General features: G+C 66.0%; 23 protein-coding genes. 12 read left to right on the top strand and 11 right to left on the bottom strand.

The genetic code is table 11. The annotated features are described in order from the left end of the window. Window positions 1-14: 14 nt before the first annotated feature. Entirely contained in the window at window positions 15-530 is a 516-nt protein-coding gene (gene rplJ / locus ACNFJ7_RS07040; protein WP_026009268.1) for a 50S ribosomal protein L10, read from the bottom strand. 489 nt (window positions 531-1,019) lie between these two features. On the opposite strand from rplJ, the gene ACNFJ7_RS07035 reads away from it, so the two are divergent. From ACNFJ7_RS07035 to ACNFJ7_RS07020, 4 genes are all read left to right on the top strand, one after another. Then, complete coding sequence (locus ACNFJ7_RS07035) at window positions 1,020-1,778, top strand: hypothetical protein (protein ID WP_019370304.1); 759 nt, start codon at window positions 1,020-1,022, stop codon at window positions 1,776-1,778. A gap of 825 nt (window positions 1,779-2,603) precedes the next feature. After that, on the top strand, window positions 2,604-2,858 hold the full coding sequence (locus ACNFJ7_RS07030; protein WP_201785392.1) for a hypothetical protein: 255 nt from the start codon (window positions 2,604-2,606) through the stop codon (window positions 2,856-2,858). Then, window positions 2,855-3,115: a porin gene (locus ACNFJ7_RS07025; RefSeq protein ID WP_160327956.1), complete on the top strand. Its 261-nt coding sequence runs from the start codon at window positions 2,855-2,857 to the stop codon at window positions 3,113-3,115. Before ACNFJ7_RS07030 ends, ACNFJ7_RS07025 begins: the two co-directional genes overlap by 4 nt. 65 nt (window positions 3,116-3,180) lie before the next feature. Next, on the top strand, window positions 3,181-4,986 hold the full coding sequence (locus ACNFJ7_RS07020; RefSeq protein ID WP_019370300.1) for a methyl-accepting chemotaxis protein: 1,806 nt from the start codon (window positions 3,181-3,183) through the stop codon (window positions 4,984-4,986). A gap of 122 nt (window positions 4,987-5,108) precedes the next feature. Here the strand turns inward: ACNFJ7_RS07020 and rplA are convergent, their stop codons facing one another. Both rplA and rplK read right to left on the bottom strand, forming a co-directional pair. After that, window positions 5,109-5,801, bottom strand: a complete 693-nt coding sequence (gene rplA, locus ACNFJ7_RS07015; protein WP_019368008.1) for a 50S ribosomal protein L1 — start codon at window positions 5,799-5,801, stop codon at window positions 5,109-5,111. A 4-nt stretch (window positions 5,802-5,805) separates the two neighbouring features. Next, the gene (rplK, locus tag ACNFJ7_RS07010; protein WP_019368009.1) at window positions 5,806-6,237 is read right to left on the bottom strand and encodes a 50S ribosomal protein L11; all 432 of its coding nucleotides are present in this window, start codon (window positions 6,235-6,237) and stop codon (window positions 5,806-5,808) included. 268 nt (window positions 6,238-6,505) lie between these two features. Here rplK and ACNFJ7_RS07005 point away from each other — a divergent pair, with 268 nt between their 5' ends. From ACNFJ7_RS07005 to ACNFJ7_RS06990, 4 genes are all read left to right on the top strand, one after another. After that, window positions 6,506-6,811: a hypothetical protein gene (locus ACNFJ7_RS07005; protein ID WP_019368010.1), complete on the top strand. Its 306-nt coding sequence runs from the start codon at window positions 6,506-6,508 to the stop codon at window positions 6,809-6,811. 41 nt (window positions 6,812-6,852) lie between these two features. Then, window positions 6,853-7,473: a general stress protein gene (locus ACNFJ7_RS07000; protein ID WP_019368011.1), complete on the top strand. Its 621-nt coding sequence runs from the start codon at window positions 6,853-6,855 to the stop codon at window positions 7,471-7,473. 406 nt (window positions 7,474-7,879) lie between these two features. Then, window positions 7,880-8,770 (top strand): LysR family transcriptional regulator, encoded by an 891-nt coding sequence (locus ACNFJ7_RS06995; RefSeq protein WP_019368013.1) that lies wholly within the window; start codon window positions 7,880-7,882, stop codon window positions 8,768-8,770. Window positions 8,771-8,869: 99 nt separating this feature from the next. After that, the gene (locus ACNFJ7_RS06990; RefSeq protein ID WP_019368014.1) at window positions 8,870-9,883 is read left to right on the top strand and encodes a zinc-binding alcohol dehydrogenase family protein; all 1,014 of its coding nucleotides are present in this window, start codon (window positions 8,870-8,872) and stop codon (window positions 9,881-9,883) included. 435 nt (window positions 9,884-10,318) lie between these two features. Here the strand turns inward: ACNFJ7_RS06990 and nusG are convergent, their stop codons facing one another. The 4 genes from nusG to ACNFJ7_RS06970 all read right to left on the bottom strand — a co-directional run bounded on the left by nusG (window position 10,319) and on the right by ACNFJ7_RS06970 (window position 12,932). Beyond that, window positions 10,319-10,858 (bottom strand): transcription termination/antitermination protein NusG, encoded by a 540-nt coding sequence (gene nusG / locus ACNFJ7_RS06985; RefSeq protein ID WP_019368015.1) that lies wholly within the window; start codon window positions 10,856-10,858, stop codon window positions 10,319-10,321. Between the two features lie 17 nt (window positions 10,859-10,875). Beyond that, window positions 10,876-11,073 (bottom strand): preprotein translocase subunit SecE, encoded by a 198-nt coding sequence (secE, locus tag ACNFJ7_RS06980; RefSeq protein WP_026008856.1) that lies wholly within the window; start codon window positions 11,071-11,073, stop codon window positions 10,876-10,878. 155 nt (window positions 11,074-11,228) lie between these two features. Next, complete coding sequence (locus ACNFJ7_RS06975) at window positions 11,229-11,858, bottom strand: DedA family protein (RefSeq protein ID WP_026008857.1); 630 nt, start codon at window positions 11,856-11,858, stop codon at window positions 11,229-11,231. 246 nt (window positions 11,859-12,104) lie between these two features. Then, window positions 12,105-12,932 (bottom strand): tyrosine-type recombinase/integrase, encoded by an 828-nt coding sequence (locus ACNFJ7_RS06970; RefSeq protein ID WP_173644862.1) that lies wholly within the window; start codon window positions 12,930-12,932, stop codon window positions 12,105-12,107. Window positions 12,933-13,237: 305 nt separating this feature from the next. Here ACNFJ7_RS06970 and ACNFJ7_RS06965 point away from each other — a divergent pair, with 305 nt between their 5' ends. From ACNFJ7_RS06965 to ACNFJ7_RS06955, 3 genes are all read left to right on the top strand, one after another. Further along, window positions 13,238-14,389: an EAL domain-containing protein gene (locus ACNFJ7_RS06965; RefSeq protein WP_019368019.1), complete on the top strand. Its 1,152-nt coding sequence runs from the start codon at window positions 13,238-13,240 to the stop codon at window positions 14,387-14,389. A 33-nt stretch (window positions 14,390-14,422) separates the two neighbouring features. Beyond that, window positions 14,423-14,623, top strand: a complete 201-nt coding sequence (locus ACNFJ7_RS06960) for a hypothetical protein (RefSeq protein WP_019368020.1) — start codon at window positions 14,423-14,425, stop codon at window positions 14,621-14,623. A gap of 123 nt (window positions 14,624-14,746) precedes the next feature. Then, a complete protein-coding gene (locus tag ACNFJ7_RS06955) occupies window positions 14,747-15,262 on the top strand; it encodes a hypothetical protein (protein WP_019368021.1) in 516 nt (171 codons plus the stop codon). 78 nt (window positions 15,263-15,340) lie between these two features. Here ACNFJ7_RS06955 and ACNFJ7_RS06950 read toward each other — a convergent pair whose 3' ends face one another. The 3 genes from ACNFJ7_RS06950 to ACNFJ7_RS06940 all read right to left on the bottom strand — a co-directional run bounded on the left by ACNFJ7_RS06950 (window position 15,341) and on the right by ACNFJ7_RS06940 (window position 19,959). After that, window positions 15,341-15,862: a MucR family transcriptional regulator gene (locus ACNFJ7_RS06950; protein WP_019368022.1), complete on the bottom strand. Its 522-nt coding sequence runs from the start codon at window positions 15,860-15,862 to the stop codon at window positions 15,341-15,343. Window positions 15,863-16,669: 807 nt separating this feature from the next. Continuing rightward, entirely contained in the window at window positions 16,670-18,832 is a 2,163-nt protein-coding gene (locus ACNFJ7_RS06945; RefSeq protein WP_019368023.1) for a TonB-dependent receptor, read from the bottom strand. Window positions 18,833-18,948: 116 nt separating this feature from the next. Continuing rightward, window positions 18,949-19,959 (bottom strand): alpha/beta hydrolase, encoded by a 1,011-nt coding sequence (locus ACNFJ7_RS06940; protein ID WP_019368024.1) that lies wholly within the window; start codon window positions 19,957-19,959, stop codon window positions 18,949-18,951. 122 nt (window positions 19,960-20,081) lie between these two features. On the opposite strand from ACNFJ7_RS06940, the gene ACNFJ7_RS06935 reads away from it, so the two are divergent. Continuing rightward, window positions 20,082-21,173: an alpha/beta hydrolase fold domain-containing protein gene (locus ACNFJ7_RS06935; protein WP_026008858.1), complete on the top strand. Its 1,092-nt coding sequence runs from the start codon at window positions 20,082-20,084 to the stop codon at window positions 21,171-21,173. Here ACNFJ7_RS06935 and ACNFJ7_RS06930 read toward each other — a convergent pair whose 3' ends face one another. Continuing rightward, window positions 21,174-22,118, bottom strand: coding sequence for an alpha/beta hydrolase (locus tag ACNFJ7_RS06930; RefSeq protein ID WP_019368026.1), 945 nt, complete (start codon window positions 22,116-22,118; stop codon window positions 21,174-21,176).

The following is a 22,118-nucleotide window of genomic DNA, read 5'->3' as shown; positions in this document are numbered from 1 at the left end:
CTGCCGACAAGGTGTCAGGCAGCTTCCTTCTCGCTGTACGCTGCAAGCACGCGCGCGATCTGCGCCGCGGGCGCCTGGGCGATCGTGGCGAGCTTGGTCGCGGGCGCCACGATGAGCCCCACGAGCTTGCCGCGCAGCTCGTCCAGCGACGGCAGCGAGGCCAGTGCCTGAACGCCGGCGGCATCCAGCAGCAGCCCGCCCATGGCCCCGCCGACGATCTCGATCTTGTCGTTCGTCTTGGCGAAGTCCGCGACCACCTTGGCCGCAGCCACGGGATCCACGGAAGTGGCGAGCGCCGTCGGACCCGTCAGCAGATCCGCGAGCACCGCATAATCGGTGCCCTGGGCAGCGATCTTGGCGAGCTTGTTCTTCGAGACCTTGTAGCTCGCACCGGCTTCGCGCATCTTGTTGCGGAGGTCCGTCGACTGCTTGACGGTCATCCCGAGGTTGCGGGTGATGACCACCACGCCGACCTCGTTGAAAGTGCGGTTCAGCTCGGCAACGGCGTCGGCCTTCTGGGAACGATCCATGCCGGTTTCCTCATACATGAGGCTCCCCTGCGACAGGGAGCCCCGGTTACGACCCGCCAAAGCGGGCCAGGCTCTCAAATGTCCGAGGGGGTGGATCGTCAGCGGCCGGGGAAATCCCTGGGCGTGACCCGAACGCAGCACCCGCACAAGGGCGGGCCGCATCGGAAAAATCGTTCCCCGTCTAGGCGAGAGATCAAGACCGGCAGATTCCGGTCGCTCGCTGTCTCGGACGGATTCCTCCCGAAAGAGGAAGCGCGCACATAGCGGATTCGGCAGGGGAGTCAATGGTCGAGAGGGCGGGCGCGGGAGAGGGGCAGGGCAATGATGGGCTCACCCTCACCCTCCCATCGCTCGCGCAATGGGGCTCTTTCCTCGCCCACAGGGTGCGGGGTCGACGTCTCTCGGCCTGCGGGAGGGTTGAGGGTCTTGAAGAACAAAAAAGGAACAGCCATCTTCGCGCCGACATGGGCAGCAGGCGGGGGCAGCGCGATGCGGGGCACGACGAACGATCGGGCGCGGGAGAACCGGCGGTTCCTGCAGGCGCTGCGCCGCACCGCCAATGTGACGCTGGCTGCCGAGGCGGTGGGGCTGACGCGCAAGACCTTCCAGAAGCGCCGCGCCCGCAACCCAGATTTCGCCGCCGAATGGGATGCGGCCCTCGCCTATGGCCAGGCGCAGCTCGCCGCCGGGCGGGCAGGGGCACCGGCGGGCGACGACCCCACCGTGACCAGGGGCGGCGAATATAGCGTGCGCGGATCGCGCGGGCGGCGAATCCAGGTGCGGCGAAGCCCCAAGGGCGCGCTGACCGTGGACGGCGAGCGCCGCTTCCTCGCGCACCTCGCCGCCACGGCCAATGTGCGGCTCTCCGCTCAGGCGGCTGGCGTCGGCTATAACGCCATCTATACCCGCCGCCAGAACTCCCCCGCCTTCGCCGCCGCGATGCGCATGGCGCTGCAGGAAGGCTATGACCGGCTGGAACTGGCGCTGCTCGCCCACGCGATCGACTCGCTCGCGCCCGACGGCGCGCCGCTGGAGGACTGGCAGGACATTGCCGACATGCCCGAGCCGCTGGAACGGATGACTCCACAGGAGGGGGTGCTGCTGCTGCGATCCCGCCGCCCGCACATCGAAGCCGGCCTGCGCCCCACCCACCACCCACTGCCCCGCTGCGACCGCGGGCAGGCGCTCGCCCGGCTGGAGCGCGAACTCGACAAGCTGGAACGGCGGAAGCGACGGGACGAGGGATAGCAGCGACGCGCCGGACGCGGCGCGTCGCTGCTCCGGCAATGCCGCAGGGGCCCACTTGCGAGTGGTGCGGCATTGCCGGTTATTTTGCGAGAGGGCGACCGTGCAATCGGTTCAACCTGATTGCGGCGCCGTCCGTTCCTGGTTGAGTGCGACCAGGCGAGCGAAGATTTCGTCCCCGTCCAGCCGCCCGGCGCGCCAGTCCTCGCCCCCGGCATAGGCGTAGGCGACCGCTGCATCGAACGCGGCCTACGCATTTGCCAGCCGTTGCGGGCAGGCGTTGTAGAGGTTGGTCAGCGTGCGCTTTTTCAGCTACTTCCCCGGCGCCTTGTCGCGCGGCAGGAAGCGATTGGGATAGCCGGGCACGACCTTTGGCTCGGGCATCACCAGATCACCAAGCCTTGCGATACGGCAGCCTGATCTCCGTCCGCATGATCTGATTGTCCGTTCCCGCGGCGGGGTTGCCCCTCCACTGCCTGCGGCGGCGGTCCTGCTCCCTCTCTGGGAAAGAACACAGACAGGTGCCGCGCGCCATGCCAGCGGCGGAATCGAACAATGCGAACTAAGTCATTACGATTGTTCCGTACTATTACATATCCCCGCCGAAACCGAACGTTTGCACCAATCCTCCTCTAGAATATGTCCAAGGCGTGTCGGTTCTCTGGGCAAGGGGCTCAGCCCGCGTTCGGGAACGATATAGAAATGGGTCTTGCGCAATTGTGTGCCGGCCTGCTGCTTGTCAGCGGGCCGGTGTCCAGCATCTCCGATTCCTCGAGCGCCGGTGGGGGCGGCGCGGCGCCTGGCTTGCCGGCCGTCGCGCCTGCGTCCGTGTCCGTCCCCGCGTCTGCGCCCGCGCCGACGTCTGCGGCTGCCGAGGCGTCGGGTGCGCCGGGGGGCGTGGTCGTGCAGGCGCAGCGTTTACCGCCGATCCAGTGGCGCAACGGCTCGCCGGTGCTGGTCTCTGCCGATGGCGGCACCAGCTTTCGCCCGCTGGGGCAGATGATCGTCGATACCACCCGCACCCGCGGCGCGCGCGATTGCCCTATGCGGCCGCGACCGGCGGCATCGGGCGTCCGGTGGTGAAGCGATCGGTGTTCCAGGGAGGCCGCGGTCCGGTGGAACTCACCGCGCGCTACCAGGAACTCATCGTCCGCACGCCCGGCACGCGGGGCACCGGCTCCACGCTGACCGCCGGCGTCAACTGGTATCTGAGCAGCCTGATGCGGGTGATGGCCAATACTTCTGCCTGGCGGCTGAACCCCGCCAGCCTGCCGGGCGGCACCGCCGCACGCACCGATCGTGGCACGACGTTGGTGCTGCGCGCGCAATTCGTTTTTTGAACTCCGACTGACGAGAGGGTCCTTGCATGTCAGCGATACGTAATCTGCGATTGTCTGGGAAACTGATGGCCGCTTTTGCCGCGGTGATCCTGGTGGTGATCGCCTCGGGCAGCTACACCTATCTGAGCCTGAGCCGGCTGGCCGCCGTGTCCGACGCCAATGTGAACAGCATCCATGTCGCTCAGCAGGGCGAGGCGATGCTGGCCGCGATCATCCAGCAGGAAAACGCGCTGCGCGGCTTCGCCATGCTGGGGCGCGAGGAACTGCTCGGCGAATATGCCGAGAATATGAAGGCTTTCGAAAAGGCTTCGAGCGCGTTCGAAAGCGCGACCAAGCTGCCCGAACAGCTGGAACGGCTGCGGGCGCTGCGCGCCGAAGTGGCGGACCTGAACGACCGCCGCTTTGCCGAGCTGATCAAGCTGGCGCGCAACCCGGCCACGCGGGGGCGGGCGCAGGAAATCTCGGGCATGAAGCAGCTGCCCAAGGTGCGCGCGCTGACCGCCGAGATCGCCGCGGCACAGCAGCAGAAGATCAGCGAACAGCGCGCCGAAATGGCGGCCGCAAAGAACGGCGCGATGCTGGCCGTGGTGGTGGGCGGCGTGATCGCCACGCTGATCGCGGGGATGATGGCATGGCTGCTCTCGGGCGCGATCGTGCGGCCGCTGGCGGGCATGACCCGGACGATGACGCGGCTGGCCGATGGCGACACCAAGGTCGACGTGCCCGCCGCCGACCGCGGCGACGAAGTGGGCGAGATGGCGAAGGCGGTGCTCGTCTTCCGCGAGAACGCCCGCCAGAAGCAGATCGCCGATGCCGAAGCGGCCAAGGCGGTGGAGGAGCAGAATTTCGTCACCGCGACGATCTCGCAGAACCTCGACAAGGTTTCGCATGGCGATCTGACCGCGAGCATCACCGAGGCGTTTCCGCCGGCCTATGCGGCGCTGCGCCAGAACTTCAACGAGGCGATCGCCAATCTGCGCGAGCTGATCGGATCGGTGATCGAATCCGCCGCCGCAATCCGCACCGGATCGAGCGAGATCGCCCAGGCCAGCGAAGATTTGGCCCGGCGGACCGAAGGCAACGCCGCCAGCCTGGAGGAGACCTCCGCCGCGATCGCCCAGATGGACCACCGGTTGAAGGCGACCGCGATGGCCGCCACCAGCACGCTGGATCGTGCAGACGGCGCCATCTCCACCGTCTCCGGCGGCCGCTCGATCGCCGACGAGGCGGTGCAGGCAATGACCCGCGTGGCAGACAGCGCCAAGGGCATCGACAGCGTGATCGAGGGGCTGGACAAGATCGCCTTCCAGACGCGGGTGCTTGCGATGAACGCCGCCGTCGAGGCGGGCCGTGCGGGCGAGGCGGGCCGCGGCTTCGCGGTGGTCGCCGATCTGGTCTCCGCGCTGGCGATGCGCGCCGAGGAAGAGGCCGGCCGCGCCCGCGACCAGCTGACCGCGACGCAGAACGATATCGGCGCAGCGGTGAGCATGGTGCAGCGGGTCGATGGCGCCCTGGCCAATATCAGCGGCGATGTGGGTGAGGTGCATTCGCTGCTGAGCAGCATCGCGACCGACAACCAGGCCCAGGCCTCGGCGGTGACGCAGATCTCGGCGGCGATTTCCGCCATGGACACCGCCACCCAGCAGAATGCGGCGATGGTGGAGGAAACCTCCGCCGCGGCGCGGACGCTCAATTCGGAAGTGACGACGCTGGCCGATCAGGCGCAGCGCTTCAGCATCGGTTCGAGCAAGACCGCCGCAGCCGCGCGCGCCAGCACCATCGCCAGCATGGGCGCCGGCCAGCGACGGGCGAAGGTGTCGGCGGTGCCGGTGAGGCAGATGGCCGACGCCGACGAGTGGACGACATTCTGACCGGCTCGCAAGGCTGCGTGCGGCACGTCGCCGCCGCAGCCTTGCGAGCCGCAGCATGGGGGTAAACAAAAAGGGCCGGGGATCGCTCCCCGGCCCTTTTCGTGTTCGTGGTCCCGAAAGGATCAGACGGTGGCGACTTCGGCCACGTCCACCTTCACGCCCGGGCCCATCGACGAGGACAGCGCGACCTTGCGGAGGTACTTGCCCTTCGCACCGGCCGGCTTCGCCTTGACGACGGCATCGACCAGCGCATCGAAGTTGCGGCGCAGGTCTTCGTTCGAGAAGCTCACCTTGCCGATGCCCGAGTGGATGATGCCGGCCTTTTCGACGCGGTACTCCACCTGACCGCCCTTGGCGGCCTTCACGGCCTCGCCGACGTTCATGGTCACGGTGCCGAGCTTCGGGTTCGGCATCAGGCCCTTGGGGCCCAGCACCTTACCGAGACGGCCGACCAGGCCCATCATGTCCGGGGTGGCGATGCAGCGATCGAAATCGATCTTGCCGCCCTGGATGGCTTCCATCAGGTCTTCGGCGCCGACGACGTCCGCGCCAGCGGCCAGGGCTTCCTCTGCCTTGGCGCCGCGGGCGAACACGCCCACGCGCACCGTCTTGCCGGTGCCGGCGGGCAGGGTGACGACGCCGCGGACCATCTGGTCGGCGTGGCGCGGATCGACGCCGAGGTTCAGCGCGACTTCGATCGTCTCGTCGAACTTGGCGGTCGCATGCTGCTTCACGAGGGCGATCGCCTCGTCAACGGCGTGCAGCTTCTCGGCCGGAACGGTCCATGCCTTCTGCTTCTTGGTCAGCTTTGCCATGGAATCAGCCCTCCACCACTTCGAGGCCCATCGCGCGGGCCGAACCTTCGATGATCTTGGTCGCCGCTTCGATGTCGTTGGCGTTCAGATCCTTCATCTTCACCTGGGCGATTTCGGCCAGCTGCGAGCGCTTGATCTTGCCTGCGACCGTCTTGCCCGGCTCCTTCGAACCCGACTTCAGGTTGACGGCCTTCTTCAGCAGATAGGTCGCCGGCGGCGTCTTCGTGACGAACGAGAACGAACGATCGGCGTAGACGGTGATGACGGTCGGCAGGGGGGTGCCCTTTTCAACGTCGCCGGTCTGCGCGTTGAAGGTCTTGCAGAATTCCATGATGTTCACGCCGCGCTGACCCAGGGCAGGGCCGATCGGCGGCGAGGGATTTGCGGCGCCGGCGGGCACCTGCAGCTTGATATAGCCGGTAATCTTCTTTGCCATGTCACTCTCTTTCAAGTCGAGCGGTACAAGCGACGGCCACCGGCCGCCTCCCGCATGGTTCCACCACGGTTGCGTTGGAAGCGGCGGCCCTTAGCCGAAAGCGGGGCGGGAGGCAAGGGGATGGGCGACGACGCCAGCGATCGGGCCGATCGGGGAAATCCGAACGCCTGCGATATGAACTAACAAGTCTTTCAACGGTTTAGAAGATCTGCGTCTGGCCAGCAAGCATGCTGGGGCAGGCGTGCACAAGAGCATGAGAGGAACACCCATGAAACGCATCCTTCTGGTGGCCGCCGCCGCGTTCGCGATGTCTGGCGCCGCCGTCGCGCAGGATCACGCCGGTTCGCACAACCCGGCGGTGAAGGACAGCAGCGTCCAAACCGTGAAGGCGCCGGCCGAGGGCCGCAGCTCGTTCACGCAAGATCAGGCCAAGGGCCGGATCATGAAGGCCGGCTACACCAATGTCAGCGACCTGACCGGCACCGAGCAGGGCGCGTGGCGCGGCACCGCGATGAAGAACGGCAAGCGCGTTACCGTGACGCTGGACTATAAAGGCAACGTCACCGCGCGCTGATCGCCCAGCACCTCGACCAACCCCGTAGCAGGAGCAAGAGCATGAGCCGGACCATCACGCGACTTTTCGACGACTATTCGGATGCCAAGACGGCGGTGAACGCGCTGGAGCAGCGCGGCGTGCCGCACGACGACCTGAGCATCGTCGCCAACAACGCGCACGGCGAGCATGGCGACCATGACGTGACCGACGTGAACGAGCATGGCGATGTGACCCGCGGTGCCTCCACCGGCGCGGCGCTGGGCGGCGTTGGCGGCCTGCTGGCCGGGCTGGGCCTGCTGGCGATCCCGGGCCTAGGCCCGATCGTGGCGGCCGGCTGGCTGGCATCGACGGCGGCAGGCGCCGCGATCGGCGGCATCGGCGGCGCGGCCACCGGCAGCCTTGTCGGCGCGCTGAAGAATGCCGGGCATAGCGAGGACGAGGCCAACGTCTATTCCGAAGGCGTGCGCCGCGGCGGCACGCTGGTGAGCGCGCGCGTGCCCGACGACATGGTCGGCGAGGCCGAGGCGATCCTGGACGGCAATCGCGGCGTCGACGCTGCAACGCGCGGCGCGGCTTATCGCCAATCGGGCTGGAGCCGCTTCGACAGCGACGCGCCGGCCTATACCCGCGAGGACATCGAGCGGGAGCGCAGCGCCTATCGCGAGCCGACGGTAATTTGATCGACGGCGCAAAAGGCGCGCAAAACAAGAAAGCCGGGGTCGAGGCCCCGGCTTTTTTGTTGGTTTCGTGGGCTGCATGGGTGGCGGTGGCGTGGAGGGCCGGTTTGGCCAGACCGAGTGGTTCGCCGGCCGTGCGCCGGGCGGCAGCTTCTCGCAGAACGTACCGCTGGCTCAGCGCAAAACCGGTTGATAGCCCCTTGCCCCTGAGGCGATCAGTGGCCGCGATGCGTCTCACTCAGGCGGCCACGCTCCCCCGGTTCGGAGCGGCTGATGGTTCCCGCCCGCCGTCTACGGCTGCTCCGCGACAGAGCATCTTCCAACGCGCGCGTACGGACGCCGTCGCCGCCTGATCGCCCGCGCTGGATCTGTGCCTTGTGAAGATACGCGTGCGCGGCGATGAAGCTGCATGGCTGCCGAACCGACGCTCCGTCTCGACTGGGATGATCTCAAGCTGTTCGTCGAGATCGCCCATACCGGTACGCTGACCGCGGCCGCCGAGCGTCTGCGGCTCAGCCAGCCCACGGCAGGCCGTCGGCTGCGCAGCCTGGAGGAGTCGGTCGGCGCGGCGTTGTTCCAGCGCACGCCTGGCGGCTTCCGCCTGACCGACGAGGGCGAGGCGATACTTGTCCATGCCGAGCAGATGGCGGAGGAGGCGGCCGCCCTGCAGCGCAAGCTCATCGGCGGCGCACGCGGGCTGGAAGGGGTGCTGCGGCTCTCTGCCTCGGATTGGGTCTCGTCACGCGTGCTGGCGGCGCCGCTGGCCGGCTTCGCGATCGAGCATCCCGGACTGGTGGTGGAAGTACTGGCCGACTCCCGGCTCTATGATCTCCAGCGGCGCGAGGCGGATTTGGTGCTCCGCTTCGTGCCGTTCTCCGGCAGCGACATCGTCCAGCGCCGGTTCTTGCGCATTCGCTATGCGCTGTACGCCGCGCCCGCCTATCTGGAGCGCTGCGGCGACCCTCGCGCGAGCGGAGACGGCAACGGCCACCGGCTCGTGACGATGAACAGCGCGCTCGATCAACTTCCCGACGTTGCCTGGCTGCGTGGCCGCTGGCCCGCCGCCATGCCTGCCTTCCGCAGCAACAATCGCGAGGCACAGGGGGCCGCCTGCGTCGTCGGCGCCGGGCTGGCAGTGCTGCCCCGCGTGATCGGCGACCAGTTGCCGCTCGCACGGCTGGAGGGTGAGGAGCCGCCGCCGCGCGACCTGTGGCTCGGCTACCACCAGGATCTGCGGCGGTTGCGTCGGCTTCGTATGCTCATCGACGCACTGGCTGCCATATTGCCGGCCGAACTCTGAACGGCATGCGTCACCGCATGGACGCCGTGCGGAACTGGCCGTGGCAAACCGCATTCGCATGGGTGATCTGAACCGCGAACGATCATCAGGAGGTTCGACATGAAAGCCATCGGTTACCACCAGCCCGGCAGCATCGACCGCGAAGACGCATTGCTCGACCTGGATGTCCCCGCACCCACGCCGGGGCCGCACGACCTGCTCGTCCGGGTGAAAGCAGTTTCCGTTAATCCGGTGGACGTGAAGATCCGCAGCGGCAGCCCGGCGCCCGAAGGCGGGCCCAAGATCCTCGGCTGGGATGCGTCCGGCATCGTCGAAGCGGTAGGGGACGCCGTCACGCTGTTCCGCCCAGGCGACGAGGTCTTCTACGCTGGCGATATTACCCGCCCTGGCACCAATGCCGAGCTACACACGGTCGACGAGCGCATCGTCGGCCCCAAGCCGACCAGCCTCGACTGGGCCGAGGCCGCCGCGCTGCCGCTCACGGCGATCACCGCTTGGGAACTGCTCTTTGACCGGCTGAACCTGCCGCACGGCCGCAAGCGGGCACAGGGCAGCCTTCTCGTGATCAATGGGGCGGGGGGCGTCGGCTCGATCCTGATTCAGATGGCGCGCCGCCTGACCGGCCTCACGGTCATCGCCACCGCCTCGCGCCCGGAGACGATCGCCTGGGTGGAGCAGATGGGCGCGCATCATGTTATCGATCACCACAAGCCGCTGGACGAGGAGCTTGCCCGGATCGGCCATCCGGAAGTCAACTATGTCGCCGGCCTCACCGCCTCGGACCGCTACCTGCCGCTGTTTCCCAAGATCGTCGCAGCGCAGGGTCATATCGCGCTCATCGATGATCCCGCGCACTTCGACATCGTGCCGCTGAAGCGCAAGTCGATCACCGTCGCTTGGGAGCTGATGTTCACCCGTGCGATGTTGCACACGCCCGACATGATCGAGCAGCATCGGTTGCTGGAGGAAGTGTCGCACCTCGTCGACGCCGGTGTGCTGCGGACGACGTTACGGGCGCGAGTGGCCGGCATCGACGCAGCCAATCTGAAGCAGGTGCATGCGTTGCTGGAAAGCGGCCGCGCGATCGGCAAGACGGTATTGGAAGCGCTGTAATCGACCTGACCGCCGGCCTGGCAGCAGGACGAATGCAGGTCGTGCGGGCCGATGGTAACTGAGATGACCCCGCTGCATTTCGGCGAATCAGGTTCGTATCGAGCGTGACCGTTCGATAGAATCGCGCGACGGAATAGTAGGTGCCTTTTCCTGCACAGGCGGTTTTCCGGTGGGTGAGGCGAGCCTGTCGAGATCCCATGGTGCTTATGACGAAACCCGCCCTTTCGGGGGCAGGCGAACAACGACCGCTTCGTCTCACGCCCTGCTGTAAACCTCATTGGCGGGAATGAGGCCAGTGTTGTACCGGCCCTCCACGGCGGCATGCGGTTAGGTCGCCGGAGGCAGTCCGGTGGAGCGCAGCCAACAAAAAAGGCCAGGGCGTCCGCCCCGGCCTTTTCGTGTTTCGATGTCCCGGCGTCAGCGGCCGGCGCGGGATCACTTGACCCGTTCGACGTCCTCGAAGCCCAGCTCCAGCGGAGTCGCGCGGCCGAAGATCGAGATCGAGACCTTCACGCGATTCTTGTCGTAATCCAGCTCTTCCACCACGCCCGAGAAAGTGGCGAAGTTGCCGCTGATCACCTTGACCGTGTCGCCAATGTCGTAATCGACCTTGAGCTTGGCCTTGGGCGCCGCGGTGGCCGCTTCTTCCTTGGTGTTGAGGATTCGGGCGGCTTCCGCCTCGCTGATCGGTTGGGGCTTGCCCGAGCTGCCGAGGAAGCCCGTTACCTTCGGCGTGTTCTTCACCAGATGGTAGACGTCGTCGTTCATTTCGAGCTTGGCGAGGACATAGCCGGGGAAGAACTTGCGCTCCGATTGGATCTTCTTGCCGCGGCGAACCTCGGTGACGGTTTCGGTGGGCACTTCCACCGCTTCGACGAGGCGATCCAGGCCCAGGCGGGTGGCGTCCGACAGGATCTGATCGCGGACCTTGCCCTCGAAACCGGAATAGGCGTGGATGATGTACCAGCGCGACATGATTGTTGCTGTGTCCCTTACTGCGCGAGGCGGAGGAGGCTGTTGACGAGCAGGTCAAACGCCGAGTCGATGCCGAGGAAGAACAGCCCGAGCAACGACGTCATGATCATCACCATCACGCCGGTCATGATCGTTTCCCGGCGCGTGGGCCAGCTGATCTTGCGGGTCTCGGTCTGGACCTGCTTCACGAATTCGACGGGACTGGTCTTCGCCACGGGCGGCATCCTCGCTTGAAACTGTCAATCGCCGCCAGACATGGGTCCGCTGCCCGATCCATCGAGGAACCGGTGCAGACCCACCCACGCTGTTGGCTAGGGGATCGTATCTAGAGGATCGCGGCCGCTTGTGCAAGCCGCGCCCGGATGTGCGCTCAGCCGCGCTTCAGCCCGCGCGTGCGATGCCAGATATAGAAGGCGATCAGCGCCACCAGCACCACGCCGATCAGCGCATCGGCGCTGTGGAAGGCGGCCTTTACGCGCGGATCGCTGTTCCACTTGTCACCCAGTACCATGCCCACCCAGGCAAGGCCGAAGCACCACGGCCAGCTGCCGATAAAGGTGTAGAGGTGGAACGGCACCAGCTTCATCCGCGCGACGCCTGCAGGGAAGGCGATGAACGAGCGGATCACGGGAAGGAGACGGCCGATCAGCACCGCGATGCTGCCATAGCGGGCGAAGAAGCGATCCGCCGCGTCGATCTCGCCCGGGCCGATCAGCACATATTTGCCCCAGCGCAGCGCCAGCGGACGGCCGCCGCGCTTGCCGACCTCATAGGCGACGATCGAGCCGAGATTGCAGCCGATCGCGCCAGCAGTGGCGGCGAGGTAAAGATCGAACCGGCCGGTAGAGACCAAATAGCCGGCGAACGGCATGATGATTTCCGACGGCAGCGGAATGCAGGCGGATTCGATCGCCATCAGCAGCGCAATGCCGAGATAGCCGCCGCTCGAAATGACGCCGATGGTGAAGGTGGCAAGGATGCCCAGGATGCGTTCGACCATGCGCGTTCGTTGCGCGAGGATCGCCGCGTTGGGAAGAGGCTTTTTTGCGGGGCCGCGGCGCGGGCGGCGGGTCATGCCGTCTCCGAACAAAACGCCCCACAGCACGACGAACCTTGTGTGCGGTGCGGCAAACGGTAAGCAACCGTGGAACCAACCGGGTGCGATGGCCTTTTGAACGCGTATCCAGCCGGCTGGGGAGCACCTAAGTAGAAAAACTAAGTGTAAGAATTATCGGTATTTTTACTGTTACGGTTTAGCCAAAAGCGTAACAGCGCGCAATCGAGCAAATGGCTTAACAGCGATTTTTTGGGCAACGCGCCAGTTTCCATCGGCTTGGCGATGCCGCCGCGCTGGTCCCCCGTCACAATAGAGCCGGGAATACTGAGAACGATAGTTCGGGCGAACGTGCAGGGTAACGTCCTGCGCCACCGATCCGCACCGCACTGTCACTGCCGGTATCGGCCGCGCGGTGGCAGGCGCGCGCGAAGTGTTTGAATCGGCGGCCTCTTCTTCACCCCACATGCGCTCGGCCAGCTTGCGCTCCTCCGCTCCCATGGCCGCAGTATAGATCGCCGTCGTCTTCAAGTTGGCGTGGCCCAGCCACCGCTGGACCAGGGTGAGCGGCACGTTTGCCTGTATTGCCTGCACGGCGAAGCCGTGGCGAAGGCCCTTCGGGCTGGCATGTTCGCCGGCGATGCCGGCCTCCTCCATCACTTCGCAGATGCGGCGATACCCAGTCATCCGCGACCAGGGCCACAGCCGCGCCGAGCTGTCGCCGATCTGTTCGATCAGGCTGCGTAGCTGATCGAGCAGGCCCCGAGGCAGCGGGATGGCGCGATAGACGATCTTTCCCCGCTTCTTCAGGCACTTGATAATCAGCGTCTGCGCTTCGAAGTCGATATTATCGGCCGTTAGAGCAAGCGCTTCGGAGATGCGGCACCCGGTATGGGCGATGGTCAGGCAGAATGTTTGTACATCCAGCGGGGCGCAACGCGCCGTTTCAGCAAAGCAGCTAAGCTCTTTGCTAGTGAGATACTTGCGGTGACCGCCTGTAGTGAAAACCATCAAATCCATTACGCACATCCTACGAAAAACGCTTCCCAGCTAACCGAGGCGGCTGAAGGCATTACTGAAACCGCTAAAGCCGGTGTGCGTGATACACTTTTGGCTAAAGGGTAACAGGGCGGCGAGTCAAGTTCGTCCGGCGTTGGATAGGGACGATGTGCGTCGTGCAGACAGCGGGATATACATCAAATACGGACGGAGGTGGCGCCTTTCTGGCCGATCATCTGTTCCGCTATCCTGACGCCATTAACGGAAAATTTACCCTGAGCCTGGGAAATAGTGACGCAATATCATGCGCCTTCGGCCCTTCCAGCATGCAGCAGGTGGTCGCGGCGATGTGCGCGATCCTGCAGCGGCTGGGGGAAGGGCGGGCGAACGTCCTCGCAGAGGAGGGCGGTCGCCGCATTTCGGTGACCTTCCTGGAAGCGCCGGGCGAGGCGCGCGCGCAGCCGGCAGGCGCCGGGGAGGACTGGATCCGGCTGGTCTGCCGGTCGATTCCGCTGATTCCGATCTGGACCGACCAGGGCGTAGTGCATGTGCGCCTCTCCTGTCGGACCGGACGCGATGACGGTGCGGGTCCTGCCGGGGGCATGGACTTCGCCCCGGGCATCGGCGCGGTGCCGCTGCCGAACGCCGCGCGCTATCGCCGGGACATGGCGCTGGCATCGCCGCTGCTGTGCCAGCTCGCCGGCGCGGACGGGGCGGCAAGCTCGGGCGGTTCGCTGCGGACGCTGTGGCGCCCGGTGGTGTCGCGCGGTTCGGGCGAGATCCTCTATTACCAGTCGCTGTCTGAGGGGGATGCCGACGGGCCGGATCCGCACCGGGCCCGCGAGGGGCTGGCGGCGATCGAGCGGATCGGGTTCGGCGACCTGCTCGACGAAATCGCCGTGAACGCCGCGATCGCCGAACTCGATGCCGAGCCGCAGTTGGTGCTTTCCGCCGCGATCTCCTCGGTAGGCGTCGTGCGCAGCTGGTGGTGGCAGCAACTGGCTGCGCGGCTGGAACGGCGCCCCGATCTCGCCGTGCGACTGATTCTGGAAGTGAGCGAGGGCGCGGCGATGGTGAAGCAGGCCGAACTGGTCGGCTTCTGCAACGAAGTGCGGCGGCTGGGCTGCACGATCGCGATCGCCGCGTTCGGCGCCGGCTTCGCTTCGGTCCGGCAACTCGTCACCATCGCGCCGGACATCGTCAAAATCGACAGCGGCTTCATCCGCCGCTCCACCACCTCGCCGCGCGACGCCGCGATCCTGGCCCGGCTGGCGCAACTCGCCGCGGCCGTGGGCGCCACCGTGGTGGCGGACGGCATCGACACCGGCGCGCAGGCGGACCTGGCCGCGGAACTCGGCTTGGACTGGCAGCAAGGGCATTTCTGGGGCGCCGCATCGGCGTGCCGGCCGTGGCGCGGTCGCAGCGACCCGCGTGCGGGCGGTGCGACCGCGATGCGGCTGGCGCCGCTGCCCGGCTGAGATTTTCGTGGACCATGCAGGAAGGGGTACATCGTGGATTATGCAGCCGAAAAAATCGATCGCCGCCACGTGCGGATGGCCGATGCGAACGCGATGATCGAGGCAGTGGGCACCGGGGCCCAGCCGGCCGCGCAGCAACAGGCTTCGGAGCCGCTGAAGGGCGTGCTGGTCGGCCTGGTGCTGAGCGTGCCGATCTGGGCGGCGGCCGCGTTCCTGGCGGTCAAGCTGTTCTGAACTGCCGCCCGGTTGGGGGGGGGGCGATCGGCGGGGTAGGGCCGGCGTGGATGCACGCGGGACATGCCTGGGCGCTGCGGCAGCGGTTTGCCGATTGCGGACATGGAATGAGGTTATGGATTCATGATGTATTCGTCGCTGGCGGATGTCGTTCAGCAAAGCGCGGTCGCCACGATGGCGCTGCCACGGGACACTCTCCCGTCGCTGGCCCCGGCCTTTCGCGAAACGCGCGAGATCGCGCGCCGCTTGCTGGAGGAGGCCGGGCAGGAAGCCGGGAGCGCGGCGCTGCTGCGCGAGGCGGCCCATGAGCTGCTGAAGCTGGACATGCTGCTGGGGCCTGTGCCGGAATCACAGCTCTGCGCCGATTATGTGCGCACCAAGCTGGGGCTCCGCCACCGGGGCAGTGCGCTGCTGCTGCTCGAGCTGCTCGCCCGCCCCGGCGTGCCGCGCCGCGCCCGCGACCTGGCGCCGCTGGTGTGCACCAAATCGGTCAATACATCGAGCGTGAAGGTGTTCGTGCACGAGCTGCGCGGCGTGGTTGCGCGCTTCGGCATCGAAGACGCCATCGGGCTGAAGGTGCGGGAAGGCTATTACCTCGCCGAAGAGGCCGCGCCGAAGATCATGGCGCTGCTGCACTGAACCTAGTGTCGCCGCTGCTCCGCGGCCGGGGGAGAGGCGAAGCGGCCCCCGCCCCCGGATCCGGAAGGCAGCCGAAGGTCAATCCCGCTGGCGCCGCCGACCGTTGCGTGCTCCCGTACCGCTGCTATTACCGGTACCGCTACCATTTCCGCGAGCACGTGCGGCGCGGCCCCGCTGGCCAAGACCGATTTCCTGCGCCAGCACGCGGCGGCGTTCCGAATAGCTTTCGGCGACCATCGGATAATCGGCGCGCAAATTGTAGCGCTCGCGATAACTTTCCGGCGTGAGGCCATGCGCCGCCAGGTGGCGCCGCAGCGTGCGATAGGGCTTGCCGTCGATCATCGAGATGATGTGATCGCGCGAGGCGAGCGACTTGCGTACCGAAACAGCCGGCTGATGGCCGGTATGGACAACGTCCGCATCTTCTTCCGGATCTGCGAGCGCACCACCTTCATCCGACAGATCGTTCAGCGTTGCGTGCATGCTGCGCAAAAAGGCGGGAACCTCATCGGCTGCCACGCGATTATTCTCGTTGCCCAGCCACGCGATGGTGAGCTGCGCCGCCAACTCTACCGAACCCGTCTTGATTTCATTATTCATCCAACGACTCCAACCGCGCCAATATAGATTGACCGTAAAACCAGTATCACCGATGGTTGATCCGTATAGGCTCCCTTATCATAGAGCGAATTTTCAGAGAAGGGGGGTATTTTTGCCTAAACTATAGATTTGTTAGGGTGTCCGTAGCGACATCTTCGGAATGTACGGAGTTGACCACGCAGCACGGCGGCGGGGTGGCTGCAATCATGACTTTGCGGTTCCGGTTTATTTCATTTAATGCGCCAGTAGTTCTGCTGAACATCCGCGCTATTCTATGAAATAGTGCAGAGGCGTCATGTTTGTGCCCATCGCGCGAGCAGCAAGCGCAAGAAACCAGGGCATCGCACATCTATCATTTTGCCGTTGCACGCTGCTGAACGGCGATGCTGCACATGCGTTTTCCGTATTCTAGACTGGCATAGGGCCCGAAAACAGGCGACGTATCCAAGTCGAAGCAAACGTATCCAGCGCGACGATACTAGACCCGGTTTGCTGCTCAAAACGGGAGAAATCGATATGATAATCGTATAGTTACGGAGACAGCGAAGGGCGCGACGGGTGCGCGCCGCGGTGTCACAGCGGGCGAGTTTGTCCGATTTTGGGACGGTGCGAGCGTGCTACGAGACGCACGTGGTCGGAGCGCCGCACACCTTACCGGCAGACATTGGAAGGCGGCTGGGATCGTCGGTCGCTCGCCCGATCCTTGATACGGGCGCACAAGCAGCACCCCCCTTCCTGCAGGCAGAAAGGGGGGGCGACCGTGCGTTCGAGCCCTCCCCCAGCGGGACAGGGCCGATCTTCGCAGCGTTACTGGGCGTTCATGCGGAAGGTGAGGCCGATCGTGCGCGGACGCGGGCCGGCCAGCAAGGTAGGACCATTGGCTGCGGTGGGCCCGCGCTCGTCGGACAGATTGTCGCCGAACAGTCGTACTTCGTAGCGATCGAAGCGCACGCCGATGCTTGCCTGATAGAGCTGATAGGGGTTGAGCGTGTTGACCGTCGCATCGCCGTTGCGCGCGCGGCCGACCGCGGTGGCCGAAGCGGTGGCGAACAAATCAACATTGCCGACCTTGCGATCATAGTTCGCATCAAGCCGGAAATTGTGGGGCGGCGTGTTGAGCAGACGCGTGCCGTTCGCAATGCGCCGATCGCTGGCCGTGTAGGCCGGGATCACATCGGTATAGGTAGAATCGTTGATGTTCCCCACCAGCGACAGCGCCAAGCCCTTGAGCGGCGTGCGCCACGTCGTCTCGATATCGATACCCTGGCTCTTGCCGTCGCCCAGATTCGCGAAGGCGGACAGCCCTATCGAGGTGTTGAAGGCACTTTGGATGTTCGTGTATTTGATGTCGTAAAGGCTGACCGCGACGCGCAGTGCGCCGTCGAACATCGAACCCTTCATGCCGAGCTCAAGGTTGCGCAGCTTGTCTGGCGAGAGAGAGAGCGCGCTGGGCACGCCATCGGCGATCACCGCATCCGCCTGCGCCTTCGACTGGAGAATGCCGCTGCGGAAGCCGGTGCCGCTGTTGAAGAAGACCATCCAGTCCTGCGCCGGATAATAAGCGACGTTTGCGCGCCAGGTGAGCGCATCCGGCGTCGCCCGGCTGAACACCCGATCGCCGTTCGACAGCGAGTCAGACGAGCGCGTATCTTTGAAATAGCGCAGGCCGATTAGCGGCACGAGCTTGCCGCCGAACAATTCGTAGCTGGCTTCGGAGAAGAGTGCGGCGTTTTCGGTGCGGGTGATCGTATTGCCGTTGAGCGACAGGCTCGGGAAATCGAGGCTGAAGGTATAGAGGCCCTTCGCCTTCTGGTAGAAGACGCCGGCAACGCCGTGGAAGGGGCCGGTCTTGGATGTGGCAATGCGCAGTTCGTTGACGAAGTTGTTCGCGTCGCCCCCGTTGATCAGCGTGCCGATACCGAGCGGTGCTCCCAGGTTCAGGCCGACCGCAAAGCCGCCGGGCAGCGAGCGCTGGAACGAGGTGGCATTAGTGATAGTGAACTGGCCGACATCACGGGTGATGGTGTTCGAGATATAATAGGCGCGGCGCTTGTCGTAGCCGACCACATCGCCCTGATAGGAAGCGAAAGGCGGGTTCACCGAGTTGAGCACGTTCAGATAATCCTGATCAGTGCTGAAGTACCAACCGCGCAGGCGAACGGTGGTGAGCGCATCAGGCTGCCACAGCAACACGGCCTGGATATCCTTGGCGCGGACTTCGTTCGCGTTGCGCTCGCGCGGGGTGCCGGTGGGGGCGCCGCTGTAGATATCGGCGGTGCCAGCGCGGCGATCATAGCCGCCGCTCACCCGTAGGCCGAGGCTGCCCGGCACCAGCGGCACCGAAACGGCGCCGGCCGCGCGATAGTTGAGTTCGCTGGTATCGCGGGTGGTGGAGATTTCGGTCTCCGCCGCTGTGGTGACGCGTTCCAGATCGGGATTCTTGGTGTGATAGATGATCGTGCCGCCCGACGAGCCGAGACCGTAAAGCGTCCCCTGCGGCCCACGCAGCACCTCTACCCGATCAATGTCGAAATACTGCACCGGCGGTGCGGCCTGGTTGTTCGGTACGCCGAAGGGTGTCTCGTCGAGATAATAGCCGATCAAGCCGTCGCCGATCGGTCCGCCGGCGCCCGAGCCGCGAAACGAGAAGATCCTGTAGCCGGCGCCGATTTCCTGCGCCTGCGACGCGCCGGGGATGAGCTGGATCAGATCGGCACCGTCGCGGACGTTGCGGCGCTTGAGCGTGTCGCCGGTGAAGGCCTGGATCGCGAGCGGCACGCGATCGAGCCGGGCGGCGCCGGATTTGAGCGCGGTGACGACGATCTCGCCATCGTCCTGGACCGCAGGATCGGCGGCGGGGGTCGACGTGGGCGTGGGCGATTCGGCCTGCTGCGCGAGCGCGGGCATCGTCATCAGCATCGCCACGGATGCCGAGAGCACGGCCTTCCAGCTGCTGTTCGAACGGGTCATGTCCAATCCTCCCCTCATAGTGCGACCTTGTTGGTCGTGTAATCGATTGCGCATTGCGTATCATTCCATCCCCGTGCCCGCAACCGCTTTCGCAAGCGGGCGGGTGACGGCGGCGGTCAAACGGCGAAGGCGGTGCGGAGCATGTGCTGCCAGGCGGCGGTAAAGGCGATCGACGCCTGGGAGCGGGGCGCGATGAAATCGAAGCCGTGATAGGCACCGGGCACCACGCGCAGATTGGTGGGCACGCCGGCGGCGATCAGGCGCTGTGCATAGGCGATGTCTTCGTCAACGAAGAGGTCAATCGCACCAACTCCGATAAAGGTGGGCGGCAGGCCTGCTAGCGACGTCGTACGGGCGGGAACGGCACCGGCTGGCACCTGGGCGCTGCCAGCCGGCACGCCAAGAAAGGCCGACCAACCATCGGCGTTTGACGGCGCGTTCCAGCCAATCGTGCCGATGAACGGCGGCACGGCGCGGGTGCTGCCGGTGCGATCATCGAGCATCGGATAGATCAGGATCTGGCAGCAGAGCGGCACGCTGCGCCGATCGCGCGCGGCGATAGCCAGCATCGCGGCGAGGCCGCCGCCGGCGCTTTCACCCATCACCGCGATCCGTCGCGGATCGACCCCTAGCCGAAGGGCATTGGCATGGAGCCAGACCAGGGCCGCGTGACAATCCTCGAGCGGGCCAGGGAAGGATGTTTCCGGCGCGAGGCGATATTCGGCCTCGACCACGACGCAATCGAGCGCGTCAGCCATGCGTTGTGAGGCGGCGTAGGTATCCTGCGCGCGCCCGACGACGAAGCCGCCGCCATGAATATGCAGCACCGCCGGGCGCAGCGCAGTGCCGGGACGCGCCCCGATCACCGCGATGCTGGACGCCGGACGTCCGCCAGCGCCGGGCAGGGGGTGGTGGACGATTTCGGGCGCCGGCAGCGGCGCGGCCGGCGGCGGCGCGGCGGCACGCATGGCCTGCACGGCGGCAGAGGTAAGCGGCGCGGGCAAGGGGTGGGCCAGGATCTGTCGGGCACCCTCGCGCAGTTCGGGATCGACGCGAGCGAGGATCAGGTCGCTATCGACCGGGGCTGCCGCAGGGGCGACCCCCATCTCAAGAAGGATCCGCTGCATCGCACTCTCCCTGATCGCCGCGCGGGCGCTGTTGTAACGCGGATTGCGTAATCGGTTGCCACATAGTTGTCGACAGAAGAGTAATCGATTACGCTTAACAGGAGTGCGTTGGGAGAGGAACGATGCGGACGAGCAGGGCAACCATCGGAGCGGCGATGCTGCTCGCCTGGGCAGCGGGCGGCGCGGCTGTCAACGCGCAGACTGCGGCGCCAGCGGTGAAGGTCGAAGCCGACGGGACGGTGCAGGTGCCTGCCATGGCCGTACCGGTGTCGCCGATGCTGAGCCTCGAGGCGCAACGCTATGTCGCCGAGCATTTGAAGGCGATGCAGACGCCCGCACTGCTGGAACAGAAGAACGGCGTGCCAGTGTTCCTGGCACCCTATATCGCGCGGCAGAAGCAGATCTATACGACGGTGCGGACAGAGCGGAAGATCGGCGGCGTGCAGGTATACGACTATGCGCCGAGCCAGGGGATCGCGCTGGCCAATCGCAACCGGGTGCTGATCAACCTGCATGGCGGCGGGTTCATGGGCTGCTTCCCCGGCTGCGCGGAGCTGGAGTCGATGCCGATTGCGGCGCTGGGCAGGATCCGAGTCGTCTCGATCGACTATCGCCAGGGACCTGCGCACCGCTTTCCGGCGGCGAGCGAGGATGTGGCGAGCGTGTACCGCGCGCTGCTCAAACGCTACCCGGCGGCGAATATCGGCATCTATGGCTGTTCGGCCGGCGGCATGCTGACCGGGATGGCGACGGCCTGGTTTCAGCGCCACGCGTTGCCGCGTCCGGGCGCAATCGGCGTGTTCTGCGCCGGGCTGACCAGTTCAACGAACGGCTTTGGCGGCGATGCCGATTATCTGACGGCGGCGGTGGGCGAAGCGCGCGCCGCACCGGAATGGCCTCGCGGGGCGTCAAAGCCAGGATCGGCGCTACCGTATCTCGCTGGCACCGATCCTGAAGACCCGCTGGTTGCTCCGGCCGTGTCGGAGGCGGTGCTCAAGGCCTTTCCGCCGACGCTGATCCTGACCGCGACGCGCGGCTTCGAACTTAGTTCGGCGGTGAAGACCCATGCGGAACTGACCCGACTGGGCGTGCCGGCCGAGCTGCACGTGTGGGAAGGGCTGTTCCACGGCTTCTTCTACAACCCCGACGTGCCGGAATCGCGCGACGCCTATGCGGTGATCCTGCGCTTCTTCGATCGCCAGCTTAAACGCTGATCAGAGCGCGCGCAGCCAGCGATCGAACAGTTCCGGCCAGTCGGCACTTGGCTGGCCGGGCGAGCCCAGGCCAAAGCCATGGCCGCCCCGCTGGAATAGGTGCGCTTCGGCCGGCACTTTTGCGGCACGCAGGGCGGCGAGCATCCCTAAGCTGTTTTCCACGGGCACGGCGGCATCATCGAGCGCGTGCACCAGGAAGCAGGGTGGCGTTTTCGCATCCACTTGCCGATCGGGCGAGCGCCGCGCCAGCGAGGCGGCATCGGGCGCGGGCCCCAATAGTTGCGCGACCGAGCCGGCATGGGTGAAGGCCGGATCGCTGGTAATGACCGGATAGATCAGCCCGGCGGCATCGGGCCGTGCCGACAGACGATCGGCGGCGTCGCGCGGCGCATAGAGGCTTTCGGCATAGCCGGTGGTGAGACTGGCTGCGAGATGCCCGCCCGCCGAATAGCCGAGCGCGACGACCCGCTGGGACGTTTCGCGCGCCCGGATCAACCTGATGGCGCGCTGCGCATCCTGAAGCGGCACATCCTGCCGGTGCGTCCAGCCTTCGCCCGGCAGGCGATAGATCAGCACGTAACAGGTATAGCCACGCGCCGCGAGCGCTTCGGCGGTGTCAGTGCCTTCATGCGTGCCGACGATGATGCTGTAGCCGCCGCCGGGCGTGAGCAGCACGCTCGTGCCGTTGGGCTTTGCCGCCGGGAAACGGTGCAGCGTCGGCCGGGCGACATTGCGGAAAAAGCCTGGCGGCGAATCCGCCGGGACCGGCTTGGGCGCGAAGCCCTTCTCGGGGAGCAACGTGCCCCAGAGATCGATCACCTCTGCCTGATGCCAACTCGGGGGTAGCGGACCGAGCGGATCGCGGGCGGTCTGCGCCATGGCCAGCACGGGCGTGACCGCAGCGGCGCCAAGCAGGGTACGGCGCGTGAATTCGAGTGCGGCCAT

The organism is Sphingomonas sp. HT-1 (assembly GCF_048568905.1).
Lineage (GTDB): Bacteria > Pseudomonadota > Alphaproteobacteria > Sphingomonadales > Sphingomonadaceae > Sphingomonas.
Note: the sequence above shows the minus strand (reverse complement) of the source record. Positions and strands in the feature narration are given on the sequence as shown.